Origin of the sequence: Gordonia insulae (assembly GCF_003855095.1) — a bacterium.
Taxonomy (GTDB): domain Bacteria; phylum Actinomycetota; class Actinomycetes; order Mycobacteriales; family Mycobacteriaceae; genus Gordonia; species Gordonia insulae.
The window spans coordinates 1,459,148-1,484,468 of the sequence record NZ_CP033972.1; the positions used below are offsets into that span (position 1 = coordinate 1,459,148).

Annotated in this window: 16 protein-coding genes and 1 tRNA gene; 7 read left to right on the plus strand and 10 right to left on the minus strand. The window is 68.5% G+C overall.

What is annotated here, in order from left to right; translation table 11 throughout:
- Positions 1-18: 18 nt before the first annotated feature.
- The 4 genes from thrC to argS are packed head-to-tail and all read right to left on the minus strand — an operon-like array spanning position 19 to position 5,468.
- On the minus strand, positions 19-1,098 hold the full coding sequence (thrC, locus tag D7316_RS06645) for a threonine synthase (protein WP_124707580.1): 1,080 nt from the start codon (positions 1,096-1,098) through the stop codon (positions 19-21).
- On the minus strand, positions 1,091-2,401 hold the full coding sequence (locus D7316_RS06650) for a homoserine dehydrogenase (protein ID WP_124707581.1): 1,311 nt from the start codon (positions 2,399-2,401) through the stop codon (positions 1,091-1,093). Before D7316_RS06650 ends, thrC begins: the two co-directional genes overlap by 8 nt.
- Entirely contained in the window at positions 2,398-3,819 is a 1,422-nt protein-coding gene (lysA, locus tag D7316_RS06655) for a diaminopimelate decarboxylase (RefSeq protein WP_124707582.1), read from the minus strand. The genes D7316_RS06650 and lysA overlap by 4 nt, the downstream gene beginning before the upstream one ends.
- Entirely contained in the window at positions 3,816-5,468 is a 1,653-nt protein-coding gene (gene argS, locus D7316_RS06660; protein WP_124707583.1) for an arginine--tRNA ligase, read from the minus strand. Before argS ends, lysA begins: the two co-directional genes overlap by 4 nt.
- A 151-nt stretch (positions 5,469-5,619) precedes the next feature.
- Between argS and D7316_RS06665 the strand changes: the two genes are divergently transcribed.
- Together D7316_RS06665 and D7316_RS06670 are read left to right on the plus strand one after the other, a co-directional pair.
- Positions 5,620-6,483 carry a DUF3105 domain-containing protein gene (locus D7316_RS06665; RefSeq protein WP_124707584.1) on the plus strand — a complete coding sequence of 288 codons (864 nt, stop codon included), beginning with the start codon at positions 5,620-5,622 and terminating at the stop codon, positions 6,481-6,483.
- A 10-nt stretch (positions 6,484-6,493) separates the two neighbouring features.
- Entirely contained in the window at positions 6,494-7,339 is an 846-nt protein-coding gene (locus tag D7316_RS06670) for a DUF305 domain-containing protein (protein ID WP_124707585.1), read from the plus strand.
- A gap of 3 nt (positions 7,340-7,342) precedes the next feature.
- Here the strand turns inward: D7316_RS06670 and D7316_RS06675 are convergent, their stop codons facing one another.
- On the minus strand, positions 7,343-8,137 hold the full coding sequence (locus D7316_RS06675; protein ID WP_331852562.1) for a hypothetical protein: 795 nt from the start codon (positions 8,135-8,137) through the stop codon (positions 7,343-7,345).
- A 29-nt stretch (positions 8,138-8,166) separates the two neighbouring features.
- On the opposite strand from D7316_RS06675, the gene D7316_RS06680 reads away from it, so the two are divergent.
- Positions 8,167-8,718 carry a DUF4334 domain-containing protein gene (locus D7316_RS06680; protein WP_124707586.1) on the plus strand — a complete coding sequence of 184 codons (552 nt, stop codon included), beginning with the start codon at positions 8,167-8,169 and terminating at the stop codon, positions 8,716-8,718.
- Positions 8,719-8,848: 130 nt separating this feature from the next.
- Here the strand turns inward: D7316_RS06680 and D7316_RS06685 are convergent.
- From D7316_RS06685 to D7316_RS06705, 5 genes are all read right to left on the minus strand, one after another.
- A tRNA-Arg gene (locus D7316_RS06685) sits at positions 8,849-8,921 on the minus strand.
- 56 nt (positions 8,922-8,977) lie between these two features.
- On the minus strand, positions 8,978-11,962 hold the full coding sequence (locus tag D7316_RS06690; protein ID WP_124707587.1) for an AAA family ATPase: 2,985 nt from the start codon (positions 11,960-11,962) through the stop codon (positions 8,978-8,980).
- Positions 11,959-13,164, minus strand: coding sequence for an exonuclease SbcCD subunit D (locus D7316_RS06695; RefSeq protein ID WP_124707588.1), 1,206 nt, complete (start codon positions 13,162-13,164; stop codon positions 11,959-11,961). Before D7316_RS06695 ends, D7316_RS06690 begins: the two co-directional genes overlap by 4 nt.
- A gap of 69 nt (positions 13,165-13,233) precedes the next feature.
- Complete coding sequence (locus D7316_RS06700; RefSeq protein ID WP_124707589.1) at positions 13,234-14,754, minus strand: MFS transporter; 1,521 nt, start codon at positions 14,752-14,754, stop codon at positions 13,234-13,236.
- On the minus strand, positions 14,751-15,395 hold the full coding sequence (locus tag D7316_RS06705) for a PadR family transcriptional regulator (protein ID WP_232016800.1): 645 nt from the start codon (positions 15,393-15,395) through the stop codon (positions 14,751-14,753). The genes D7316_RS06700 and D7316_RS06705 overlap by 4 nt, the downstream gene beginning before the upstream one ends.
- 97 nt (positions 15,396-15,492) lie before the next feature.
- On the opposite strand from D7316_RS06705, the gene D7316_RS06710 reads away from it, so the two are divergent.
- The 4 genes from D7316_RS06710 (at position 15,493) to D7316_RS06725 (ending at position 25,215) form a co-directional block, all read left to right on the plus strand.
- Positions 15,493-16,569: a glutathione S-transferase family protein gene (locus tag D7316_RS06710; RefSeq protein WP_124707590.1), complete on the plus strand. Its 1,077-nt coding sequence runs from the start codon at positions 15,493-15,495 to the stop codon at positions 16,567-16,569.
- Positions 16,562-17,362: a hypothetical protein gene (locus D7316_RS06715; protein ID WP_232016801.1), complete on the plus strand. Its 801-nt coding sequence runs from the start codon at positions 16,562-16,564 to the stop codon at positions 17,360-17,362. Before D7316_RS06710 ends, D7316_RS06715 begins: the two co-directional genes overlap by 8 nt.
- Positions 17,359-21,216 (plus strand): ABC transporter ATP-binding protein, encoded by a 3,858-nt coding sequence (locus D7316_RS06720; protein ID WP_124707591.1) that lies wholly within the window; start codon positions 17,359-17,361, stop codon positions 21,214-21,216. Before D7316_RS06715 ends, D7316_RS06720 begins: the two co-directional genes overlap by 4 nt.
- A 189-nt stretch (positions 21,217-21,405) precedes the next feature.
- Positions 21,406-25,215 (plus strand): multifunctional oxoglutarate decarboxylase/oxoglutarate dehydrogenase thiamine pyrophosphate-binding subunit/dihydrolipoyllysine-residue succinyltransferase subunit, encoded by a 3,810-nt coding sequence (locus D7316_RS06725; protein WP_232017143.1) that lies wholly within the window; start codon positions 21,406-21,408, stop codon positions 25,213-25,215.
- Positions 25,216-25,321: the final 106 nt, after the last annotated feature.

The window sequence follows — 25,321 nt, forward strand, 5'->3', positions numbered from 1 at the left end:
ATGGCTGTGTCCGTCCGTTCAGCGGACGCCGAGTGCATCTGCCACCGCCACCGGGTCCACCGGGATGGCCTCGACCTCCGGCATCCCGGACAGCGCGGTGTCCGGATCCTTGAGGCCGTTGCCGGTCACCGTGCACACGACCGTGGAACCGGCCGCGATCCAGTTGTCCGCACGGGCGGCGAGCAGTCCGGCGACGCTGGCCGCCGAGGCCGGTTCGACGAAGACGCCCTCCCGGCCGGCGATCAGCCGGTAGGCCTCGAGCAGTTTCTCGTCGGTCGCCGCGCGGAACTGTCCGCCGGATTCCTCTTTCGCGGCGACCGCCTGGTTCCAGCTGGCCGGCGAGCCGATGCGGATGGCGGTGGCGATGGTCTCCGGATTCTTCACCGGCGCACCGTCGACCAGCGGTGCAGCGCCCGCGGCCTGGACACCCAGCATGCGTGGCAACGTCGCACTGATGCCGTCGCGGTGGTACTCGGTATAGCCCTTCCAGTACGCGGTGATGTTGCCCGCGTTGCCCACCGGCAGTGCGTGGACGTCCGGGGCCCGACCGAGCACGTCGACGATCTCGAACGCCGCGGTCTTCTGCCCCTCGATGCGCGACGGGTTCACCGAGTTCACCAGTTCGATCTCGGTGAACTCGGCAGTCGCCTTGCGCGCCAGTTCCAGGCAGTCGTCGAAGTTGCCCTGCACCTGGATGATCTTGGCGCCGTGCATGACCGCCTGGGCGAGCTTGCCCATGGCAATCTTGCCCTCGGGGATCAGTACGGCGCAGGTGATGCCGGCACGGGTGGCGTACGCGGCCGCCGAAGCCGACGTGTTTCCCGTCGAGGCGCACAGCACCGCAGTCTTGCCGTTGTTGACCGCGGTGCTGACCGCCATGGTCATGCCGCGGTCCTTGAAGGACCCGGTCGGGTTGAGCCCCTCGACCTTGAGGTAGACCTCGCAGCCGGTGATCTCGGACAGATGCGGCGCCGCGATCAGCGGCGTACCACCCTCGAGGAGCGTGACGACCTGCCAATCGTCGCCGACGGGCAGGCGGTCACGATAGGCCTCGATCAGTCCGGGCCAGCGCTGATGCACCGGGGTCACGTCAGTCATCGGTTCCTTCCAATCTCAGGACGCTCGACACCTTGATCACGGCATCCATGTCTTCCAGTGCCGCAACGGTTTCCGACTGCGCACGATCAGGGGCACGGTGCGTCACCACGATCAGTCGGGCATCCTCGCCCGCACCCTCCTGTCGCACCGCGGCGATGGAGACCGACCGCTTGGAGAACTCGCCGGCCACCTGCGACAGCACGCCGGGCTTGTCGGCGACCTTCATCGACACGTAGTACCGCGTCGGCACGTCGTCGACGGGGGCGATCGGCAGCGACGCATACGTCGACTCCAGCGGCCCCCGACCGCCGTGCACCTTGTTGCGCGCCGCCATCACCATGTCCCCCAATACCGCCGAGGCGGTGGGTGAACCACCCGCGCCCTGACCGTAGAACATCAGCCGCCCGGCGTTCTCGGCCTCGACGACCACGGCGTTGAATGCACCGTTGACCGTGGCCAACGGGTGACTCAGCGGGATCAGCGCCGGATAGACCCGGGCCGAGATCCGCTGCCTGCCATCGGCATCGTGGACGCGCTCGCAGATGGACAACAGTTTGACGGTGCAGTCGAACTTCTTCGCCGCCGCGAGGTCGCTCGCGGTGACCGACGAGATGCCCTCGCGATGCACATCGGCAGCGGTGACGCGGGTGTGGAAGGCGATCGAGGCGAGAATGGCCGCCTTGGCCGCGGCGTCATAACCCTCGACATCGGCGGTCGGATCGGCCTCCGCGTAGCCCAGACGTCCGGCCTCGGCGAGGCTGTCGGCGTAGTCGGCTCCGGTCTCGTCCATCGCCGAGAGGATGTAGTTGGTGGTGCCGTTGACGATTCCGGCGACCCGCTCGACGGTGTCGCCGGCGAGTGACTGCATCAGCGGCCGGACCACCGGGATCGCGCCGGCGACGGCGGCCTCGAAGTAGAGGTCGACCTTGGCATCGGCGGCCGCCGTGGCCAGCTCCCCGGTGTACTCGGCCAGCAACGCCTTGTTCGCGGTGACGACCGACTTGCCGCTCTCGAGTGCGGCCCTGATCAGCCCGCGCGCCGGGTCGATGCCACCCATCAGTTCGACGACGATGTCGACGTCGTCGCGGGCCACCAGCGCGGCCGGGTCGTCGGTGAGCAGATCCTGGGCGACCTTGCGTGGCTTGCCGAGGTCGCGGACCGCGATACCGCGGATCTCCACCGGTGCACCGACGCGCGCCCGCAGGTCGGCGGCGTTCTCGTCGATGATGCGGACGACTTCGGAGCCGACGTTGCCCATGCCGAGCACGGCCACGCCGATCGAGCGGTCAGGGGTCTGGTTCATTCGGTCACCTCCAGGGTGAGGAAGTCGTCGATCGTCTCCCGGCGCAACAGCAATCGCGCGGACGAATCCCGCACCGCCACCACGGCGGGACGCATGGCCATGTTGTACCGGCTCGACATCGAGTAGCAGTAGGCCCCCGTCGCGGCCACCGCGACCAGGTCGCCCGGCCCGAGATCGGCCGGGAGCCAACAGTCCTTGATCACGATGTCACCGCTCTCGCAGTGCTTTCCGACGACCCGACTCACCACGGCCGGGGCGTCGGAGATACGGGAGACCAGTCGGATGTCGTACTCGGCCTGATAGAGGACGGTGCGGATGTTGTCGCTCATACCACCGTCGACGGACACATATCGCCGCGTCAGGTTCTTGCCGATCGTCACGTCCTTGACCGTCCCGACGCGGTAGAGGGTGACCGTGCCCGGCCCGGCGATCGCACGCCCGGGTTCCACCGCGAGGGTCGGCATGGGCAATCCCACCGCCGCCGACTCGCGGCCGACGATCTCCGCAAGCCGCTCCGCGACATCGCCGATGGGCAGCGGGTCGTCCTCGGGCAGGTACGAGATACCCAGTCCACCACCGAGATCGACGATGGACATCTGAGCGGTCTTGTCCACCCCGAACTCCGCGACGACCTCTTTGAGCAGTCCGACGACGCGGTGCGCCGCCAGCTCGAAGCCGTCCATGTCGAAGATCTGGGAGCCGATGTGGCTGTGCAGCCCGACCAGACGCAGATTGTCGGTGGCGAACACCCGCCGCACCGCGTCCATCGCGACTCCGCCGGCGAGGGCGAACCCGAACTTCTGGTCTTCGTGGGCGGTGGCGATGAACTCGTGGGTGTGCGCCTCGACCCCGACGGTCACCCGGACGAGAACATCGGCGACGAGGCCGCGTTCCCCAGCGAGCGCGTCGAGTCGCTCGATCTCGATCATCGAGTCAAGCACGATGTGCCCGACGCCGGCATCGAGCGCCATGGCGAGCTCGTCGACGCTCTTGTTGTTGCCGTGCAGCGCAATTCGTTCCGACGGGAATCCCGCATGCAGCGCGATGGCCAGCTCGCCACCGGTGCACACGTCCAGCGACAGCCCCTCCTGGTCCACCCAGCGGGCGATCTCGGTGCTCAGGAACGCCTTGGATGCGTAATGCACCCGCCCGTACGGGCCGAACGCCGCCAGCATGTCCGCGCACCGCGACCGGAAGTCGGCTTCGTCCACCACGAACAGCGGGGTCCCGTAGGTCTGCGCGAGTTCGTCGACGCCCACCCCGTCGATCGTGAGTTCGCCGGACTCGTCACGAGAGGCGTTGCGGGGCCAGACGTTTGCCGGTATCTGTGCCAGCTGCACCGGGTCGTTGGGACGCTCGGCGAGATGCGGGGCGGCCAGCAGTTCGGCATGCCGCGGGCCGGCGGGGTGCGCGTTCACATCCGCTCCGGAGCGCTCACGCCGACGAGCTCGAGCCCGTTGGCCAGTACCTGCCGGGTCGCCGCGCACAACGCGAGCCGCGCGGCATGGATGTCGGCCGCCGGTTCGTCGCCCTGCGGCAGCACCCGACATCGGGCGTAGAACCGGTGGTAGGCACCGGCGAGGTTCTCCAGGTAGCGACAGACCCGGTGCGGCTCACGGAGTTCGGCCGCGGTGGCGACCACCTCGTCGAAGTCACCGATGGTCCGGATGAGTTCCCCCTCGGCCGGATCGTCGAGCAGGTCGAGGTGGTCCCGGGACAACTCGAGACCGAGGTCGGCGGCATTGCGCGACAGCGCGGACAGCCGCGCGTGCGCGTACTGCACGTAGTAGACCGGATTGTCGTTGGACTGCTTGCGCAACAGGTCGAGGTCGATGTCGATGTTCACGTCGACCGACGACCGGATCAGGGCGTAGCGGGCGGCGTCGACACCGACGGCGTCGACGAGGTCGTCGAGGGTGATGACCGTACCCGCGCGCTTGCTCATCCGGACCGGCACGCCGTCGCGCACCAGGTTCACCATCTGTCCGATGAGCACCTCGACGGTGGCCGGGTCGTCGCCGAGCGAGGCCGCGGCAGCCTTGAGCCGGGTGATGTAGCCGTGATGGTCGGCGCCGAGCATGTAGATGCACAGGTCGAAACCACGGTTGCGCTTGTCCCGGTAGTAGGCGATGTCACCGGCGATGTAGGCCGCGTTGCCGTCGCTCTTGATGACGACCCGGTCCTTGTCGTCGCCGAAGTTCGTCGAGCGCAGCCACCACGCGCCGTCGTTCTCGTAGAGGTTGCCGTTGGCCTTCAGCTCGGCGATGCACTCCTCGACGAGACCCGACGTGAACATCTTGTTCTCGTGGGTGAAGACGTCGAAGTCGGTACCGAACTCGTGCAGGCTCTCCTTGATGTGGTCGAACATCAGGTCGACGCCGACCGCTCGGAAGGTCTCCAGCCGCTCGGCGTCGGGCTGGTCGAGCACGTCGGGCACCTTCGCCACGACCTGGGCGGCTATCTCACCGATGTAGTCCCCGGCGTAGCCGTCCTCGGGGGTCGGTTCCCCCTTGGCCGCGGCCTCCAGCGAGTACGCGAAACGATCGATCTGGGTGCCGTGGTCGTTGAAGTAGTACTCGCGGGTCACGGCACCTCCCCGCGCCGCGAGCACACGGCCGAGGGCGTCGCCGACCGCCGCCCATCGGGTACCGCCGAGGTGGATGGGACCGGTCGGGTTCGCCGAGACGAACTCCAGGTTGATCGACCGGCCACCGAGATCGTCACCGCGGCCGTACTCGCGCGCGGAGTCCAGCACCGTCGACACGACCGAGTTCTGGGCGGCCGCCGCCAGCCACACGTTGACGAATCCGGGGCCGGCGACCTCGGCCTTGGCGATGCCCTCCGCGCCGGCGAAGGCGTCGGCGAGCCAGCCCGCCAGTTCCCGCGGGGCGACCCCGAGTTTCTTGCCCAGTTGCAGCGCGATGTTGGTCGCGTAGTCGCCGTGATCGGCGTGCCGCGGGCGCTCCACCACAACGGTCTCGGGCACCAGGGAATCATCGAGGCCACGGTCGCGGACAACGGTCAGCGTCACGGCGGCCAGCAGCGCGGCGAGGTCGGCGGGAGTCACGGGACACCATCCTATTGGCCCACGGCCGACCACGGACAATCGCCTCCGCCGCGCGCCCACCGATTGCGCCCGGAAAGCACTCCGCGGGCGACCAGTAAACTGTCGGACGCTGTGCCGATCCGAGGCCGGCGGGGTGTGGAGAAAGAGAGTGATGGCACGCAAACCGGGGGCGAATGTACCCAAGACCAGCAAGCGTCCGAGCAAGTCCGGGTCGGTGCCGACCGCCGCTCGTCGTCAGATCGACTGGATGGTCGTCGGCGCCGTGGTCGTGGTGATCGCCCTGATCGGCGGCCTGGCGTGGTATCTGGTCCCCAAGTTCGTCGACGAACAGGAGGCGGAGGCCCTCAAGCCGCAGACCGTCGCCGGATACGTGCCCTCGGCGCAGGATCCGGATCCGTCGACCCGTATCCCCGGGGTCACCAAGATCTATTACCCGGCGGCGCAGCATGTGCGGGCCGACCAGCGGGTCGCCTACGACCAGTCCCCACCGTTCGGCGGACCGCACGACGAGGTGTGGGCGACCTGTACCGGCATCGTCTACCCCAACCCGCTGCGCTCGGAGAACGCCGTGCACGCGCTCGAGCACGGCGCGGTCTGGATCACCTACAACCCGGACACCATCAGCGACGACGACCTCGACTCGCTGAAGAAGAAGGTGTCCGGCGAACAGTTCCTGTTCATCTCGCCCTACCCGGGCCTGGACCATCCGATCTCCCTGCAGAGCTGGGGGCATCAGCTCAAGCTGGACTCCGCCGGAGATCCGCGGGTCGACCAGTTCATCACCGCACTGCGCCGCAACACCGTCCCCGGTGTCTACCCGGAGAAGCCCGCGGAGGCCGCCTACCCGGAGACCCAGGCCGCCTGCGCGGCGATCCCCGGCTCCTTCGATCCGAGCAACCCCCCGCCCGCCGACGAGGGCGAGCCCGGGCCGAATGCGGTGAAGATGGACGGGACGGGCGGTATCCAGGCGACCGACGAGACCACCGGCGCCGGCGCGCCGATGCCGGCAGGCTGAGGCGGCGACGATGAGTGATCCCGCAGATGACGTGAACGCGAACCCAACGGGCGTCGTCGGCGAGACCGCCGATCCCGACCACTCACGCCGCACGCTGCTGACCGCGCTCGGCGGTATCGCGCTCCTGCTGGTCGGCATGGGCCTCGGACTGCTGATCGCGGCGATGCTGCACAGTGACGACGCGTCGGTGGCCGAGGCGCCACCGGCCGCCGATTCGGCGGCAGTCGGCTTCGCGCAGGACATGATCCGCCATCACGAGCAGGGCGTCGAGATGGCCACCATCGAGTTGGAGAACGGCACCGACCCACAGGTACGGAGCATGGCCTTCGACATCCTCACGGCCCAGAGCAATGAGATCGGACAGATGCAGTCCTGGCTGACCCGCTGGGGTTACCCGCTGATCAACCCGAACTCCCCGATGGCCTGGATGGGCCACGACGCCTCGGGACACGGCGGCGCGGGACACGGCGGCGGCGACGACCACAGTGGCCACGCCGACCACGACATGGGTGCCATGCCCTCGGGTTCGATGCCCTCGGGTTCGATGCCCTCGGGCGCCATGCCGGCGGACACCGCGGCCGAGGCCCCGCCCATGCCCGGAATGGCCACCACCGCCGAGATGAACCGTCTGCGGTCGTTGCGCGGTACCGAGGCCGACGTGTACTTCCTGCAGTTGATGCTCCGCCATCACGAGGGTGGCGTGCCGATGATGGAGTATGCGGCCGACCCCGCGAACGTCTCGGAGGACTACGTCCGCAACCTCGCGACCGCGATGAAAGCGACGCAGGACAAGGAGATCACCGTCATCGAGCAGATGCTGGCCGAGCGGAATGCGGCGCCGCTGCCGATGAACTGATCGTCAGCGCCGCCGCACCCGGTCCCATCGCGGCAGCGACAGCGCCGCGGAGGCGAAGAAGCAGATCGCGCCGACGAACGTGCCGGCCACCGCCATCGCCGTGTTCTCCGTCGTGCCCGCGGAGTCCACATACGCGCCGACCGCCGAGACGCCGAACGCGATGCAGCCGAGCAGGTTGATCTGCGTAGCCCACCACTCGCGGTGGCGCGGTGCCCAGAACCGCACGGCCTGGGTGAACACCACGACGGCGAGGATCCCGCTCACCAGGAACGCCACCGATCCCGCCGCGTCCGGAGTCCACACCCGGCGCCGTTCGGCGACAACGGTGTCGGCGTGCAGCGCGGCGGCGGTGCTCACATTGAACAGTAGGGTGCCGGCGAATTGCGTGGCAGCCGAGAGCCACTCAGCGCGAAACTCGCGCTTCCCGTCAGCAGTGGCAGTGGTCGCGGCGCCCGCGAGCGCGAACTGCACCAGCGCCGCACCGGTGAAGAACCACGCACCGACGAAGAAGCTCACGTTGGCCACCGAGGATCCGGCCCAGTCGACGAATCCCGGCGCCGAGCCCAGGGCGAACAGCGCCGAACCGATCATGAAGCCCCAACACTGCTTCTCCACGGTCGCCGACAGGAACCGCACCGGCCGGCCCGAGGCCGCGACGTCTGCATTCACGCCTCCATGATCACCGATACCGCTCGCCCGAGCCGATCGCACCACCACCGGGGTGTCGCTGCGTCGTGACACCGACGTCGTCTGGGCGGCGGCGAACGACCCGGGTCGACGGTGAAACGAATCGATCATTTCGTTTCTTTGATGCGTATGATGTCGCCATGCGCGTAGACGAACTCCTGACCGACGTCCCGACCACCACCGCGGATGCCCTCGCCGTCTTCGACGGTTCCATGGCGGTGGAACCGTCGTCGATGATCGGCACCTGGCGGGGCGCCGAACTCCCCACCGGTCACCCGATGGACGGCCTGCTGGCCGCAAGCGGTTGGTGGGGAAAGCAATTCGTCGATGCGGAAACGGTCCACCCGCTGCTGTTCCGGACCCGGGATGGCGCGGCACTGTGGGCGATGAATCCGATCCTGGCGTTCAGTGGGACGTCACTGGGCCAGTTCCCGGCGGTCAAGAAGCTCTCGTTCGTCCGGCCGATCGCGGCGTCGCGACTGGCGCTGCAGACGCGCGTCCCGAGGGCACGGCTGCGAACCACCCGATTCCGGGATGTCGACACGGCGACGATGCAGTACGACCAGTTGCCGATCAACGATGTGTTCCGGCGGATCTCGGACGACGCGGTGATAGGCGCGATGGACATGCGCGGATCGGAGCAGCCGTACTTCTTCGTTCTCCGACGAGATGATTCGTTGACGCTGCGCTGACGGAATGCGTGTCTTGGCAGGGATGTCACACCAGCCGGAGGCCGGCAAATGAGTGTCACGGTGCGCCTGCATGAATCTCTTTCAATCACAGTCGGCGCACACCGCCCGGAGGGCGGCAGGGATGTCACGGTGCCCCCGGCAGGATTCGAACCTGCGGCCTTCTGCTCCGGAGGCAGACGCTCTATCCCCTGAGCTACGGGGGCTCAACGGGCGAGAGTCAGACTAGCGCACGCCCGCGGCGGGGTCCCAATCGGGCTGGTCATGACACGCCGACCGGCCCGTGCAGGTGTACGCGCGATCCTGCCTCGCCACGTAGCACCTCGAGTTGTGCCGGAATGCGGGCGCGCAGTTCGTCGACGTGACTGACCACGCCGACCACCCGGCCGCCGGCCCGCAGGTCGTCGAGAACCCGCATCACCAGGTCCAGCGCGTCGGGGTCGAGTGTGCCGAAACCCTCGTCGATGAAGATGGTGTCGAGGATGCGGCCACCGGCTTCGGCCGACACGACGTCGGCGAGTCCCAGCGCCAGTGCGAGCGAGGCGAAGAACGTCTCGCCACCGGACAATGTGGTGGTCGCACGCACCGCTCCCGTGTATTCGTCACGGACCTCGATGCCGAGGCCACCACGACGGCCGCGGATGCCGGCGGCATCGGAATGGACGAACTCGTAACGCCCGGCGGACATCTGGTGCAGCCGGGCCGACGCAGCGACGAGCACCTCTTCGAGTCGCGCGGCCAACACGTACGAGCGCAGCGCCATCCGCCGCGAGTTCTGGCCACGGCCGGCCACCAGTTCGGCCAGACCCTGCAACTCCTCGTGACGGGCGCGCGCGGGTGCCAGACCATCGGCGGCAGCCCAGAACTGGGCCACGTAGTCCTCCAGGCCACCGACACGGGCGGCCACCACAGCATGACGTCCGGCCACATCGTCCCGGGTCGCGCGGGCATCGGTCAGGCCGGCGGCCAGTGCCGGCAGATCGACCGCCTCCGCGGCACAGGCCGCGGCAACCGCGGGGTCGGCCAGGGTCTCGTCGGCTCCGGCACGAGCGGCGGCCGCCCGCTGGATCAACGCCTCCCAGTCGGCGATCTGTGCCCGGCTCGCTGCGGCCATGCGCACGGCGTCGACGTCGGCACGACCGGCGGAGTCCACGAAATCCGCAGCGACACTGCGTTCTTCCAGCTGCCCGCGAATGTCGGCACGTCGCGACCGTGACTGCGCCTCCTCCTCGCGGGCTGTGCGAAGCGTCGTGGCGCGACGACACAGGTCGCCGAGTTCGGCGCGCCGCTCGGCGACGCCGATCCGGCCGCCTGTCGCCTCGGCGATCTCGGCGTCGAGGGTGGCGACATCCTCGCGCAGGCCTTCCACCCGTTCGCGCCGGGCCGCCAGCAACGAGCGATTCTCCGTGAGCCGCCCGCGCAACTTCTCGGTCTCCGCATCGATCGCGGTGATCGTGTCGGACAACTCGGGAACGCGTTCCGCGGAACGCTGCGCCGCTTCGAGTTTCGCCGCGAGCTGCGTGCGCTCGGCGTCGAACTGGTCGTCGGTCATCGTCCCGATGGTCACGTCGAGGTGCGCGCGCCGCTCCACGAGTGTTGCGCGCGCGTTCTCCTCCCGGGTGCGATCCGCCGCGGCACGGTGCTCGGCCCGTGCGGCCGCCTCCTCGTCGTCCTTGCCGACCGCCTCTGCCCCACCTGCGGCGGGCTCCGGGTGAGCCCGCGACCCACAGACACCGCACGGCATGCCGTCCTCGAGCTGCCCGGCGAGTTCGGCGGCCATCCCGGCCAACCGGCGCTCCCGCACATCCAGGTGGTGTTCACGCGCGGACGCGTGTGATTCGCGGGCCGACAACAGGCGGGTGTCGGTCTCCGCCAGTGCCGTGGTGACCGTGACACGGTCGGCCAGCGCCACGCCGATGGCGGCGACACGGTCTCGCTCGGCCTGCAGTCGCAGCACCTGCGCACGCGCCTCGACCGCGGCATCGAGCGCACGTACCGCATCCTCCCGGCGACCGGGAGCGGCATCGAGACCCACGCGCAGTTCGTCGATCGCCTTCTCGGCGACGCCGATCTCGGCCTCCATCCGTTCGACGGCTGCGACGAGTTCCGGACGCTGCTCCGCGCGTCGGGCCAGAGGCTCCCACCGCCCGGATTCGGCCGTCCACCGCTCGATCGCCGTCGAGAGCTCATCGGGGTCCGCATCGCACAGCGCTGCCCCCTCGGGCAGTTCGCCCAACGCCGTTCGCGCAGCCGACGCACCGCGAGCCGCCGCGGAACACGCCGCGGTTGCCCGGTCGAGTTCGTCGGCGACGACGATCACGGGTGCCGCTCGCCGTGCCGCCGCGAGTGAGTCCGCTGCCCGCGCCACGTTCTCCGCACCGGCCGCGAGCCGGTCCAGACGGCTGCGCGCCTCATCACCCCGGCGCCGCAGTTCGACGAGACGTCCGCCCTCCTCGTGCGCCGCCTGCGCCCGGTCGAGTGCGGCCTGCGCCGACGTCACGTCGTCGTGCAATCGCACTGCCTCGGCACGAGCGGACTCCAGGCAGCCCTGCGCCCAGTCCATGTCGGGGTCGGCAGGGGCAGCGACTCCACCCAGCGCCACGATCTGGCCGGCGATGCGGTCCAGGACGGATGTGCGCTCGCCCAACGCACTCGCGCTCTCCCGGGCGCGGTCGCGAAGCCAGTCCTCGAGGTCGCCGAAGCGCTCGGTGTCGAAGAGTCGTTCCAGGAGTTCTTCGCGCTCATCCGAATTGGCGCGCAGGAACCGAGCGAACTCCCCCTGCGGCAACAACACCACCTGGAAGAACTGATCTGCACTCATCCCGAGCAGCCGGGTCACGGCCTCACCGATATCCACCAGCCTGGTGAGGTCCGGGCCGGAACCGTCGAGATAGACCAGCGTGGCACGGGCATTGACCTTGGTGGTCCCGGCACCCCGCTTCTTCGGTCGGTGATGATCCGGCGACCGGGTGATGCGCAGGCGTCTGCCGGCGATCGTCGCCTCGAGCATCACCTCCGGAACCGATTCCGGCGCAGCATGATCCGAGTGCAACCGGCGGGCGTCGTGCCGAGCCCCCGGCACCCGGCCGAAGAGCGCGAACGCGACCGCGTCGAGAACACTGGTCTTGCCCGCCCCGGTCGGGCCGTGCAGGAGGAACAGCCCGTCACCGGACAGGTCGTCGAAGTCGATCGCGGTCTCGTCGGCGAAGGGACCGAAGGCCGTCATCGACAGCCGATGCAGTCTCATGCCGAATCCGCGAGCGAGCCGACGTCGAACAACATCCATTCCCCACTGCCATCGGCTTCCGGCTCGCCGACGACCGCGCGCAACGCCGCCTCCACGAGGCGACGCTCCCCCGCCGTCGGGTCATCGCGGACGTCGGCGACGAACGACGCGATGATGTCGGCGTCGTTCCGCCCGGCCACCCGGGAACGATAGTCCAGCCGGTCACCGACGTGGGGTCGATCCCACTGGACGTGCACCGCGTACGGGAACCGCTCGCGTAGCCGACGCATCGCATCGATCGGCCGCGTCACGTCGGTCAAGGTCGCCTCGATGTAATCCTCCTCCGCGTGCGCGAAGGAGTCGTCTGCCAGCAGATCGTCGAGAGTGCCGGTGAGAGAAGATAATCCACGGACGGTCGGCAGCTCCACCGCACGGACCTCGGTCACGCCGTCGGCACCGAGATCGACGATCGACACCGACTTGCGGTGCGTGCGTTCGCCGAACGAGTACGGCAGCAGTGAGCCGCTGTACCGAACCGTCTCGGTGAGCCGTTGCGGCGAGTGCAGATGCCCCAATGCCACATAGTCCACACCCGCGAAGGTCGCGGCCGAGACGGTTTCGACGCCACCGACGCTGATCGAGCGTTCGGAGCCGGCGGCGACGCCGCCGACGACGAACGCGTGTGCGGCCACCAGGGAGCGGACCGCGTGGCCCCGGGCGACCCGATCGCCGAGATCGGCTCGCACACGATCCATCGCGGCGCCGAGCACCGCGGCGTGGCCGCGGGCCGCATCGACACCGAGTTCGGTTCTGACCGAGTCGGGTTCGAGGTAGGGGATGCCGTAGATCAGGACCTCGCCGAACTCGTCGGACAGCGACACCGGGCGGTCGAGGTCGGCGACGGTGGTCCGCAGGTGCAGACCACCGGCCGCCGCGAACGACGATCCGGCACCGAGCCTGGTCGGCGAATCGTGGTTGCCGGAGGTGATGACGATCCGGGCGCCCGCCGCCGCGATCGCCGCGAGCCCGTCGTCATAGACACGCACCGCATCGGCTGGTGGCACCGATCGGTCGTAGACGTCACCGGCCACCACGACCACATCGACCGCCTCGTCGGCGACGATCCCGGCGAGGTGCGCCAGTGCCCGCCGCTGGTCGTCGAGCAACTCGACCCCGTGGAACGTCCGTCCCAGATGCCAGTCGGAGGTGTGCAAGACGCGCATGGGTGCCACTGTATGACCGCGCACCGACAACGCCCGGGAGGTGCGGCACGCGTGGCGGACGTCTGTCACTCAGGCCGCGCCGGCGCCCTCGACCTCCCCTTCGGCACGTGCTGCTGCGGCTGCTGCCGGTGCCCCCGGCGCACCTTGATGTTTCGGCTTGACGAAGAACAGTGCAGCCGCGACGCCGATCAGCAACACCGCGGCCGGCAGGTAGAGCGACTCGCCCATCGCAGTGGCGAATCCCTCACGGACGAAGGACGGCAGCTGGCCGACCGCACTGTGGTGCTCGGTGTCGACGCCGGGCAGTTCGGCCGCGAGCCTGGTCTGCATGAGCGCACCGACCGCCGCCGCGCCCAGCACCGAGCCGATCATCCGGGTGGTGTTGTAGACACCGGCCCCGGCACCGGCCTGATGCCAGGGCAGGTTGCGGGTCGCGGTGGCCGCCAGCGGCGCCCAGATGCCCGCCGACGCGATGCCCATCAGGCTCATCGGGATGATCAGCTGCCAGACCGGGGTGTCCGGGCGGGCGATCATGCCCAGCCAGCCCACCGCGATCGAGTTGAGCAGCAGGGCCGAGGCGATGATCGTCCGCGGGTGGACGCGGTCCAGGATGCGGCCCACGATCGGCGCGAGAATGCCGGTGAGCACAGCCATCGGGACCATCATCACCGCGGATCGGGTGGGCGACATGCCGCCGACGAGCTGGAGGAAGAACATCGTCGGGATCATCAGTCCGGAGATCGCGAAACCCATCGAGGCGATACCGATGTTGGCCAGCGAGAAGTTGCGGTCGCGGAACAGCGACAGCGGGACCAGCGGCTCACCCTTGATGCGCGACTGCCAGTAGACGAACAGCGCCATGGTCAGCAGACCGCCGATGATCAGCGTCCAGATCCACCATGCCCACTCGTACTTCTCGCCGTCCTGGATGCCGAAGACGAGGGCGAACAGACCGATCGCCGACAGCGCCACGCCGATCCAGTCGAACTGGTGATCGTGGGTCTCGACGTCGGGCACCAGGATCGCGGCCAGGATGAGGCCGACGATGCCCACCGGGATGTTGACGAAAAAGATCCACTCCCAGCCGAAGCTGTCGGTGAGGATGCCGCCCAGCAGCGGACCGACCAGGGTCGCGACGCCGGCCACGGTGCCCCAGACACCCATTGCGGCACCGCGCTTCTCGGGCGGGAAGATCCGGGTGATCAGCGCCATGGTCTGTGGGGTGATCAGCGCTGCGCCGACGCCCTGCAGGGCGCGCGCGGCGATGAGCTCGCCGATCGATCCGGACAGTCCGCACCACACGCTGGCGATCGTGAACACGAGCAGACCGAGCTGGTACACCCGCTTGGGGCCGAACTTGTCGCCGAGGCGGCCGGTGATCAACAACGGGACCGCGTAGGTGAGCAGGTAGGCGCTGGAGACCCAGACGATGCCGTTGACGTCGGTGTCGAGCGCGGTCTGGATCTGCGGCTGGGCGACCGCCACGATCGTCATGTCGACGAGGATCATGAAGAAGCCGACGCACAGCGCCAGGAGCGCGGCCCAGGGCCGCGTGGTGATCTGCGCGGCCGGAGTCGGGGTTGTGGTCATTCGTCATTCGCTTTCTGGTGAAGGGCACCCGCGATGACCGAACTGCCCTGGTACTTCGAACCCGGGTCGTCGAGCCATTCGATGGTGGAGTTCTGGAGTCGGCCGACCAGGTCCTCGACCCAGTCGATCTGTGTGCGCAATGTCGCGATGCGACAGCCGATGTCGAGGTAGAACATCTCTGGCGTCCCCCGCTCGCGAACGCCCGCGATGCCGTCGGTCAACTCGACCAGGTCGGCACGCATCGCATCGATGCGTGCCGTCAGGAGTTCGATCACCCGCTCCCGGGGCAGCCCGTGCGCCTCGGAGAGTGCGAGGTAGAGCTCGGGGTACTCGACGGGATGTCGGGCGATGATCTGCTCGAGGCTCTCGTCCAGGGTCCGGCGACCGACCTCGGTGATCGAGTACACCGTGCGCTCGGGGCGGTTCCCCTCACGCTGGATGTCGTGCACCTCGATCAGATCCTGCGCCGCGAGACGGTCGACCGTGTGATACATCGTGCCCGGCCGGAACTTCGCGAGACGGTCCTCGCGCCGTTCGATCGTGGTCTGGAACATCTCGTACGGGTGCATGGGCCGCTCCGCGAGCAGGCCGAGCACCAACACCGCCAGCGGCGGCAGAGGTCCACACGCTTTCGTTCCCACGACACTCCTGATTGATCCAATGCAAATATTCCATGCGGAATATACCGCTCCGGCCATCGCATGCCAAGCGTCGGTGTCGATCACTACTGTGGGCACCATGGGCAACGACGAGAGCAGCGGCGGAGCCGGCACCGCCGGCACCGGGAACGTCGAGGAACAGGGCGTCTACGTGACGTCGGGACAGGAGTTCGTGCGCGACACGAAGTACATCGAGACCCGCATCACCCGGGACGGACGCGACGGCTACCCCGTCGAGCCGGGCCGCTACCGGCTCGTCGCCGCCCGCGCCTGCCCCTGGGCGAACCGGACGCTCATCGTGCGTCGACTCCTGGGCCTCGAGGACGTCATCTCGCTGGGCCTGTGCGGTCCCACCCACGACGCCGATTCCTGGACCTTCGACCTCGATCCCGGCGGCCTCGACCCGGTGCTGGGGATCCCACGACTCAAGGACGCCTACGAGAAGCGGTTCCCCGGCTACCCCAAGGGGATCACGGTCCCGGCGGTCGTGGACATCCCGAGCGGCGAGGTGGTCACCAACGACTTCCCGCAGATCACCATCGACTTCGAACTCGAGTGGACCGACCATCACCGGCCGGGTGCGCCGGATCTCTACCCCGAGCGCCTGCGCGACGAGATCGACGAGGTGAACCGCGGCGTCTACACCGAGGTCAACAACGGTGTCTACCGGTGCGGGTTCGCCGGCGACCAGGACGCCTACGACAAGGCCTTCGATCGCCTCTTCACCAAGCTCGACGAGTTGACCGAACGCCTCTCGACGCGCCGATACCTGGTGGGCGACACCATCACCGAGGCCGACGTCCGGCTGTTCACCACGCTGGCGCGGTTCGATCCCGTCTATCACGGACATTTCAAGTGCAATCGGGAGAAGCTGGCCGAGATGCCCGTGCTGTGGGCGTACGCGCGCGATCTGTTCCAGACACCCGGGTTCGGTGACACGACCGACTTCGCCCAGATCAAGCGTCACTACTATGTGGTCCATCGGGACATCAACCCGACCGGGATCGTGCCGGCCGGACCCGATCTCACCAACTGGCTGACACCGCACCACCGCGAGGAGCTCGGTGGCCGGCCGTTCGGCGACGGCACCCCGCCTCCCCCGCCGAAGCCAGCAGAAACCGTCCCCGCAGAAGATTGGGTGCCCATCCATGGTTGACATCGGTAAACACGTCACCGGTAAACACGTCACCGGCCAGCACGTCACGGGCACGAACAGCCCGGGCCCGAAACCACCGGGGAAGGCCGTCGAGGTCACCGGTGGGCTGCTGGACCGTGCCCAACGACTCCAGGCCCCGGCGGTCGCGAAGTACGTCCGCAGCATCCGCACGGCGCACCCCGAGGAGTCTCCCGCCCAGATCATCTCGCGATTGGAGAAGATCTACCTCACCGCGGTGACCGGTTCGGGCGGTGCCGTGGGTGCGACAGCCGCGATCCCCGGCGTCGGCACGATGACCGCGCTCGGCGCGATGACCGGCGAGACCGCCTTCTTCCTCGAGGCCTCGGCCCTGTTGGCGCTGTCGATCGCCGAGGTACACGGCATCCCGGTGCACGACTCGGAGCGTCGCAAGACCCTGGTCCTGGCGGTCGCCCTCGGCGAGGAGGGCGTCGTCGCGCTGGGCCGGCTCGTCGGCACCCAGGGTGGCGCGCTCCGCCGACTCGGTGGTGCCGCGATCCCGGGCGGCGGGCTGGGCAAGCTCAACAAGACGCTGATCAACAAGCTGACCAAGAAATATGCGATCAAGCGCGCCCCACTGGTGTTCGGCAAGCTCCTGCCGGCCGGCATCGGCGCGATGATCGGCGGAATCGGCAACCGGGCCCTGGGCAAACGCGTCATCGCCAATTCCCGGGAGGCGTTCGGCCCGCCGCCGTCCACGTGGATCATCGACGGCCAGATCCTCGGCGACGCGGGTCTCCCATCGGCCGGCGACCGGCCCGAACTGGATCGGTGACTCCCACGCTACAAACCGAACCGCGATCGACCCGGCCGGAACCGGGGTCCCCGGCACCCGACTCCCCCGCGCCGCGACCCTGGATCCGCCGACTTGCCGCCGAGTGTTGGCGGCATCGCGCCCTCGTCCTGATCACTCTCGGGGTGACCGCGGTCGCCGTCGCCGTGGACCTGATCGCCCCACTGCTCGCCAAGGCGGCCATCGATCACGCGACCGGCGCCGTCCGTGACGGCCTCACCATGCCGGTCATCATCGGCGCGTTGCTGACTCTCGCCGTCATCCGATACGCCTGTCAGTTCGGCCGCCGGCTCACCGCGGGCCGGTTGTCGATCGTCGTGCAGAACGCGCTCCGGCTCCGGTTGCTCGACACACTCCTGCATCTGGACGGCAACGCGCAGAACCAGATCCGCACCGGTCAGATCGTCTCCCGGTCGATCTCCGACCTGCAGATCGTGCAGGGACTGCTCGCGATGGTGCCGTTGTCGGCGGGCGCGGCGGTGCAGGTGATCTTGGCGGTTGGCATCATGGCGTACCTGTCACCGCTGCTCACCTGCGTCGCGTTGATGATCTTCCCCCTCGTCGGCTTCGTCGTCTTCCGAACGCGCCGAAAGCTTTTCGCCGCGACCTGGTCGGCCCAGCAGGCCGCGGCCGACGTCGCGCAGCACGTCGAGGAGACCGTGACGGGCGTCCGTGTGGTGAAGGGATTCGGCCAGGAGGACCGGGCGGTCGACGAGCTCGTCGGCCTCGGTGCGCGGCTCTACTCGCTGCGCCTGCGCGCCGGGAAGATCAACGCGCGCTTCACTCCCACGATGGCGGCCATCCCCCAGCTCGGTATGGTCGCGGTGATCGCCGTCGGCGGCTACCTCACCATGCACGGCCACATCACCGCGGGCACGTTCCTCGCGTTCGCCACCTACGTGGCGTCGATGACCGCGCTGGCCCGGCTGCTGACCAATCTCGTCGTCAGCGCGCAGTTGGCCCGGGCCGCGGTCGACCGCGTCTACGACGTGATCGAGCACCCGCACGACCCGGCCGGGTCGAACACCGCGACCCTGCCGGACGGCCCGCTCGGACTGCGGCTGCGCGGAGTCGGCTTCTCCTTCGACGACCGGCCGGTGCTGACCGATGTCGACCTCACCATCGAACCCGGGGAATGCGTTGCGGTGGTGGGTCGTCCGGGTTCGGGCAAGTCGACGCTCGCCGACCTCGCCGGCCGCTACTACCGACCGCACACCGGTGTGGTCGAGTTGCTCTCCGCCGACGGCACCCATCCGGTCGAGGAACTCGCCCCGGACGCCCTGCACGGAGCGGTCTCGGTCGTCTTCGACGAACCCTTCCTCTACTCCGACACCATCACCGCCAACATCGCGTTGGGTCCCGAGGAGACCGTGCCCGGCGACGATGCGCCGAGCGCGCGGCTCCTGTCGGCCGCACAGCGCGCCGACGCATACGAGTTCGTCGAGGGCCTGCCCGACGGCTTCGAGACGGTGGTCGGTGAGCGTGGTCTCACCCTGTCGGGCGGACAACGGCAACGAGTGGCGTTGGCCCGTGCGCTGTACGCGGACTCCCGGATCCTCGTCCTCGACGACGCCACGTCCGCCGTCGATGCGACCACCGAGTCGCAGATCCTGCACGGGCTCCGCGCCGAACGTCGCACCATGCTCCTGCTCGCCCATCGCCGCTCCACCCTGACGTTGGCCGACCGCGTAGCGGTGCTCGACGACGGACACATAGTCGACGTGGGTACGGTCGCCGAACTCGACGAGAGGTGCGCCCTGTTCCGGTCGCTGATGTCGGCCGCGGACCCGGAAGAGGCCGGTCGACGGAGCGTCGGTCAGGCACCGCCCGCGCTCGCGCTCGATCAGCTGTGGCCCGACGACGCACCCCGCGACCCCGTCACCGATACGACGATCCGTCGGCCTGCCACCCCCGCCACGGGTCCCGGTGGGGGCGGCGCGCGAGGCGGCAGTGGGATCGGCGGCGCGTTGGGGTCGATGCCGGCGACTCCCGAGGTGCTCGCCGCGGTGGCCGCCCTGCCACCGGCCGACGAACAGCCGCGCGTCGACGTCGTGGCGGCACGGGCCGAGGAGCGATCGTTCTCCCTGCGCGGCCTGCTGCGACCGGTGCAGTGGCTGATCGCCGCGGCCATCCTCGCGATCGCGGTCGACACCCTCGTCGGACTGGCCTTCCCCTCACTGGCCCGAGCCGTCATCGACGCGGCCACGCACACCGACGAACGCACCCTCTGGTGGGCGACGGCGATCGGCGTGGTGCTGGTCGGTGTGGGCTGGATCGGGTCGTCCACGGAGATCGTCTACGCCACCCGGGCGGGCGAGCGCGTCCTGTTCGGCCTCCGCGTGCGCAGCTACGCCCACCTGCAGCGACTCGGGCTCGACTACTACGAGCGCGAGCTCTCCGGCCGCATCATGACGCGGATGACCACCGATGTCGACGCCCTCTCGACGTTTCTGCAGACGGGTCTGTCGACCGCCGTCGTGGCCGCGTTCACCCTGGTCGGCGTGTCGGTCGCGCTGGTCATCACCGACCCGCTGCTCGGGGCGCTGATGCTCCCGGTGTTCCCCGTCCTGATCGTCGCCACGGTGATCTTCCGACGCATCTCGTCGGTCGCCTACACCCGGTCCCGCGAGCTCGTCAGCATCGTGAACGCGGACTTCCAGGAGAATATCGCGGGCATCAAGACCACCCAGACCTATCGCCACACCCCGGCCGCGTCCTCCCGCTTCACCCGCCGCACGCTCGACTGGGTGCATGCCCGGATGGTGTCGCAGAAGGCGATCGCCACCTACTTCCCGTTCATCACCCTGATGTCGGACCTCGCCGCGGCCGTGGCGATCGCCGTCGGCGCCCACCAGATCACCACCGGTTCACTCTCCGCCGGCACCCTGGTGGCGTTCATCCTCTACCTGTCGATGCTGTTCGGCCCCGTCCAGCAGCTCTCCCAAGTGTTCGACGGATACCAGCAGGCGGTCGTCGGGCTCCGCCGCATCTCCGATCTCCTGGGCACCCCGAGCTCCCTGAGCAGTCGCGACGACGTCGTCACCACCCCCGACGGCGGCTTCGACGGTCGCGCCGTCCTCGACGGCGTCAGCTTCCGTTACAGCGGCGCGGACCGCGACGCGCTGTCGGACATCGACCTGACCATCCCGCCCGGGTCGTCGCTCGCGCTCGTCGGGAGGACCGGCGCCGGGAAGTCCACGATCGTCAAACTGCTCGCCCGCTACTACGACCCGACGTCGGGTGCGGTGCGGATGGACGGAACCGACATCCGCGATTTCGCCCTCGCCGACTACCGTGGCCGTCTCGGTGTCGTGCCACAGGAGCCGCACCTGTTCACCGGCACGGTCGCCGAGAACATCGCCTACGGACGGCCCGACGCCGATCGCGAGGCGATCGCCGCGGCCGCCCACGCCGTCGGCGCCGACGGCATGATCGCTGGGCTACCCGGCCGGATGAATCACCCGATCGGCGAACGCGGCCAGGGGTTGTCGTCGGGTCAGCGGCAGCTGATCGCGCTGGCGCGCGCCGAACTCGTCGAGCCCGACCTCCTGCTGCTCGACGAGGCGACCGCGACCCTGGACCAGGCGACCGAGGCGCTCGTCCTCGCCGCCGGCGAGGCGCTCACGCACCGCCGCACATCGGTCATCGTCGCGCATCGGTTGGCGACCGCCGCGCGCGCCGACATCATCGCCGTCGTCGATCAGGGGCGGATCGTCGAGATGGGAACACACGCGCAATTGCTGTCGTTGGGACAGAGGTACCGCGCGTTCTGGGATGCAGGTGTCGCGCCCGACGTCGACGGTATCGCCACCGCAGGTGACATGCGCCTCAGATGAGTCCGGATGGTGAGGTCAGCCGCACGCCCTGAGCAGCGCGCGCGTAGCATCGGCAGGTGGTTCACCGATAGTCTTCACAAGGGACTTTCCCGGTGACAAGCGACCCGACACCAGAGGGAATTGAGGCGAGATAGCGCTGTGAGCAGTTCGATATCGGATTTCGGACAAAATACGTGGCTGGTCGAGGAGATGTACCAGCAATACAAGAAGGACCCCAATTCGGTCGACCCGAGTTGGCACGAATTCCTGGCCACCTATGACCCCGGTTCGAACGGCTCATCCTCCGACACCGCAGTCGCCGCCAATGGCAGCGCCGGATCGGGCACCGCCTCCTCCCGCACCGCACCCGCAGCAGCCAAGCCCGCGAGCACCACCGCAGCCCCCGCCTCCCCCGCCCCGACGAAGACCGAGAAGACCGAGAAGACCGAGCCGGCCAAGCAGCCCTCGAAGCAGGTCACCCTCGACCAGCAGCCGACCGCGGCCCCCGCCCGCAAGTCCGGCCCGACGAAGGAGTCCACCGCCACCAAGGCCGCGTCCGGGCAGAGCACCGCGAGCCGCGACGGGTCGGCCCGTTCGCAGAACCGCGCGAAGCCGACCGTGCCGTCGTCCGCCGGCAGCACCTCCGCCGAGGACGAGAACAAGGTCCTGCGTGGCCCGGCGGCCGCCATCGCCAAGAACATGTCGGCGTCCCTGCAGGTTCCGACGGCCACCAGCGTGCGGGCGATCCCCGCGAAGCTGATGATCGACAACCGCATCGTCGTGAACAACCATCTCGCCCGCACCCGCGGCGGCAAGATCAGCTTCACCCACATCCTCGGCTACGCGATCGTCCAGGGGATCAAGGCATTCCCGAACATGAACCGGCACTTCGCCGAGGTCGACGGGAAGCCCAACGTGGTCACCCCGGCCCACACCAATCTGGGCCTGGCCATCGACCTGGTCGGCAAGGACGGCAACCGCACGCTGGTGGTCGCGGCCATCAAGGGCTGCGAGACCATGGGCTTCGCCGAGTTCTACACGGCCTACCAGGACATCGTCCGCCGCGCCCGCGACGGCAAGCTGACCGGCGACGACTTCGCCGGCGTGACCATCTCGCTCACCAACCCCGGCACCATCGGCACGGTCCACTCGGTGCCGCGCCTGATGAAGGGCCAGGGCGCGATCATCGGCGCCGGCGCGATGGAGTACCCGGCCGAGTTCCAGGGATGCAGCGACGAGCAGATCGCCGAGCTCGGCGTCGGCAAGCTGATGACGCTGACGTCGACCTACGACCACCGCATCATCCAGGGTGCGGAGTCCGGCGACTTCCTGCGCACCATCCACGAACTGCTCCTCGACGACGCGTTCTACGACGAGGTCTTCACCGCGTTCCACATCCCCTACGAGCCGGTCCGCTGGCGCCGCGACATTCCCGCAGGCCTGGTCGACAAGAGCACCCGCGTACTGGAACTCATTGCGGCATACCGCAATCGCGGACACCTGATGGCCGACATCGATCCGTTGATGATGGACAGCGATGCCCGGGCCAGCCATCCCGATCTCAACGTCCTCACCTACGGTCTGACGCTCTGGGATCTCGACCGCGCGTTCAACGTCGGCGGCTTCCACGGCCAGGACAAGATGAAGCTGCGCGACGTCCTGTCGATCCTGCGCGACGCGTACTGCCGGCACGTCGGCGTGGAGTACACCCACATCCTCGAACCCGAGCAGCAGCGCTGGATTCAGGAACGGGTGGAGATCAAGCACGTCAAACCGCCGGTCGCCGAGCAGAAGTACATCCTGTCCAAACTCAACGCCGCCGAGGCCTTCGAGACCTTCCTGCAGACCAAGTACGTCGGCCAGAAGCGCTTCTCGCTCGAGGGTGCCGAGTCGGTCATCCCGATGATGGACGCGGTGATCGACCAGAGCGCCGAGCACAGCCTCAACGAGGTCGTCATCGGCATGCCGCACCGCGGTCGCCTCAACGTCCTCGCGAACATCGTCGGCAAGCCGTACTCGAAGATCTTCACCGAGTTCGAGGGCAACCTGAACCCGTCTCAGGCGCACGGTTCCGGTGACGTGAAGTACCACCTGGGCGCCGAGGGCAAGTACTACCAGATGTTCGGCGACAACGAGATCAACGTCTCGCTGACCGCCAACCCGAGCCACCTCGAAGCGGTCGACCCGGTTCTCGAGGGACTCGTCCGCGCCAAGCAGGATCTGCTCGACGACGACGAGCAGTTCTCGGTGCTGCCGTTGATGCTGCACGGTGACGCCGCGTTCGCCGGCCAGGGCGTGGTCGCCGAGACGCTGAACATGGCGATGCTGCCGGGCTACCGCACCGGCGGCACGATCCACATCGTGGTCAACAACCAGGTCGGATTCACCACGGCGCCAGAGCATTCCCGCTCGACCGAGTACTGCACGGATGTCGCGAAGATGATCGGCGCACCGATCTTCCACGTGAACGGCGACGATCCGGAGGCCTCCGTGTGGGTCGCCAAGATGGCGGTCGACTACCGCGCGGCATTCCACAAGGACGTCGTGATCGACCTGGTGTGCTTCCGCCGTCGCGGACACAACGAGGGCGACGACCCGTCGATGACCCAGCCGGCCATGTACGACGTGATCGACACCAAGCGCGGCGTCCGCAAGAGTTACACCGAAGCCCTGATCGGCCGTGGTGACATCTCGACCAAGGAGGCCGAGGACGCCCTGCGCGACTACCAGGGCCAACTCGAGCGGGTGTTCAACGAGGTCAAGGAACTCGAGAAGTACACCGCGGAACCGAGTCCGTCGGTCGAGTCGGATCAGACGCTGCCGACCAAGCTCGTCACCGCGGTCGACAAAGAGGTCCTCGGCAGTATCGGCGACGCGTTCCTGCATGTCCCCGACGGTTTCGAGCCGCACCCCCGCGTGAAGCCCGTCCTGGAGCGGCGCCACGAGATGTCGCGGCACGGCGGCATCGACTGGGCGTTCGCCGAGCTGCTGGCGTTCGGCTCCCTCGTCCTCGAGGGCCGGACCGTGCGTCTGTCCGGCCAGGACTCCCGCCGCGGTACCTTCACGCAGCGGCACTCGGTGCTCATCGACCGCGACAGCGGTGCGGAGTACACGCCGCTCAACCACCTCAAGCCCGTCGAGGGCGAGGACGCCGGCGGCCGCTTCATGGTCTACGACTCCCCGCTGTCGGAGTTCGCGGTGGTCGGCTTCGAGTACGGCTATTCGGTCGGCAGCCCCGACGCGCTGGTGATGTGGGAAGGGCAGTTCGGCGACTTCGTCAACGGCGCTCAGTCCATCATCGACGAGTTCATCTCGTCCGGTGAGGCCAAGTGGGGTCAGCTCTCCGACGTGGTGCTGCTGCTCCCGCACGGCCACGAGGGTCAGGGTCCCGACCACACGTCGGGTCGCATCGAGCGATTCCTGCAGCTGTGCGCCGAGGGCTCGATGACCGTCGCACTGCCGTCCACCCCGGCCAGCTACTTCCACCTGCTCCGCCGGCACGTCCTCGACGGCATCAGCCGCCCGCTGATCGTGTTCACCCCGAAGTCGATGCTGCGCAACAAGCTTGCCGTCAGCCCGATCGAGGAGTTCACCGACGACAAGTTCCGTTCGGTGATCGATGATCCGAAGTTCGTGTCCGGCAACGGGGATCGCGACAAGGTCAAGCGCGTGCTGCTGGTGAGCGGAAAGCTCTACTACGAGCTGGCCGCCCGCCGGGACAAGGAGAAGCGCGACGACGTCGCGGTCGTGCGGATCGAACAGCTCTACCCGGTGCCGCACCGCCGCCTGCGCAACACCCTCGAGCAGTACGGCAACGCCGACGACTTCGTGTGGGTCCAGGAGGAGCCGGCCAACCAGGGCCCGTGGCCGTTCCTCGGACTCTGGCTGCCGGAGATGCTGCCGGACCTGCTCAAGGGTCTGCGCCGCGCCTCGCGTCGCCCGATGTCGGCGCCGTCGTCGGGATCGAGCAAGGTGCACGCCGTGGAGCAGCAGGAGATCCTCGACGAGGCGTTCGGCTGATCTGAGCCTCGATCACAGGTTGCCGGTCGGCTCGCACAGCGAGCCGACCGGCACCTTTGTCTTCAGACCTGCGGGACCGTCTTCAGACCTGCGGGACCGTGTTCAG

Coding starts and splice junctions, on each gene's coding strand:
- D7316_RS06680 (WP_124707586.1), top strand. CDS start 8,167: ATGCGCGTAGACGAACTCCTGACCGACGTCCCGACCACCACCGCGGAT.
- thrC (WP_124707580.1), bottom strand. CDS start 1,098: ATGACTGACGTGACCCCGGTGCATCAGCGCTGGCCCGGACTGATCGAG.
- D7316_RS06715 (WP_232016801.1), top strand. CDS start 16,562: ATGGTTGACATCGGTAAACACGTCACCGGTAAACACGTCACCGGCCAG.
- D7316_RS06695 (WP_124707588.1), bottom strand. CDS start 13,164: ATGCGCGTCTTGCACACCTCCGACTGGCATCTGGGACGGACGTTCCAC.
- D7316_RS06675 (WP_331852562.1), bottom strand. CDS start 8,137: ATGATCGATTCGTTTCACCGTCGACCCGGGTCGTTCGCCGCCGCCCAG.
- D7316_RS06670 (WP_124707585.1), top strand. CDS start 6,494: ATGAGTGATCCCGCAGATGACGTGAACGCGAACCCAACGGGCGTCGTC.
- D7316_RS06710 (WP_124707590.1), top strand. CDS start 15,493: ATGGGCAACGACGAGAGCAGCGGCGGAGCCGGCACCGCCGGCACCGGG.
- D7316_RS06665 (WP_124707584.1), top strand. CDS start 5,620: ATGGCACGCAAACCGGGGGCGAATGTACCCAAGACCAGCAAGCGTCCG.
- D7316_RS06700 (WP_124707589.1), bottom strand. CDS start 14,754: ATGACCACAACCCCGACTCCGGCCGCGCAGATCACCACGCGGCCCTGG.
- D7316_RS06650 (WP_124707581.1), bottom strand. CDS start 2,401: ATGAACCAGACCCCTGACCGCTCGATCGGCGTGGCCGTGCTCGGCATG.
- D7316_RS06690 (WP_124707587.1), bottom strand. CDS start 11,962: ATGAGACTGCATCGGCTGTCGATGACGGCCTTCGGTCCCTTCGCCGAC.
- D7316_RS06725 (WP_232017143.1), top strand. CDS start 21,406: ATGTACCAGCAATACAAGAAGGACCCCAATTCGGTCGACCCGAGTTGG.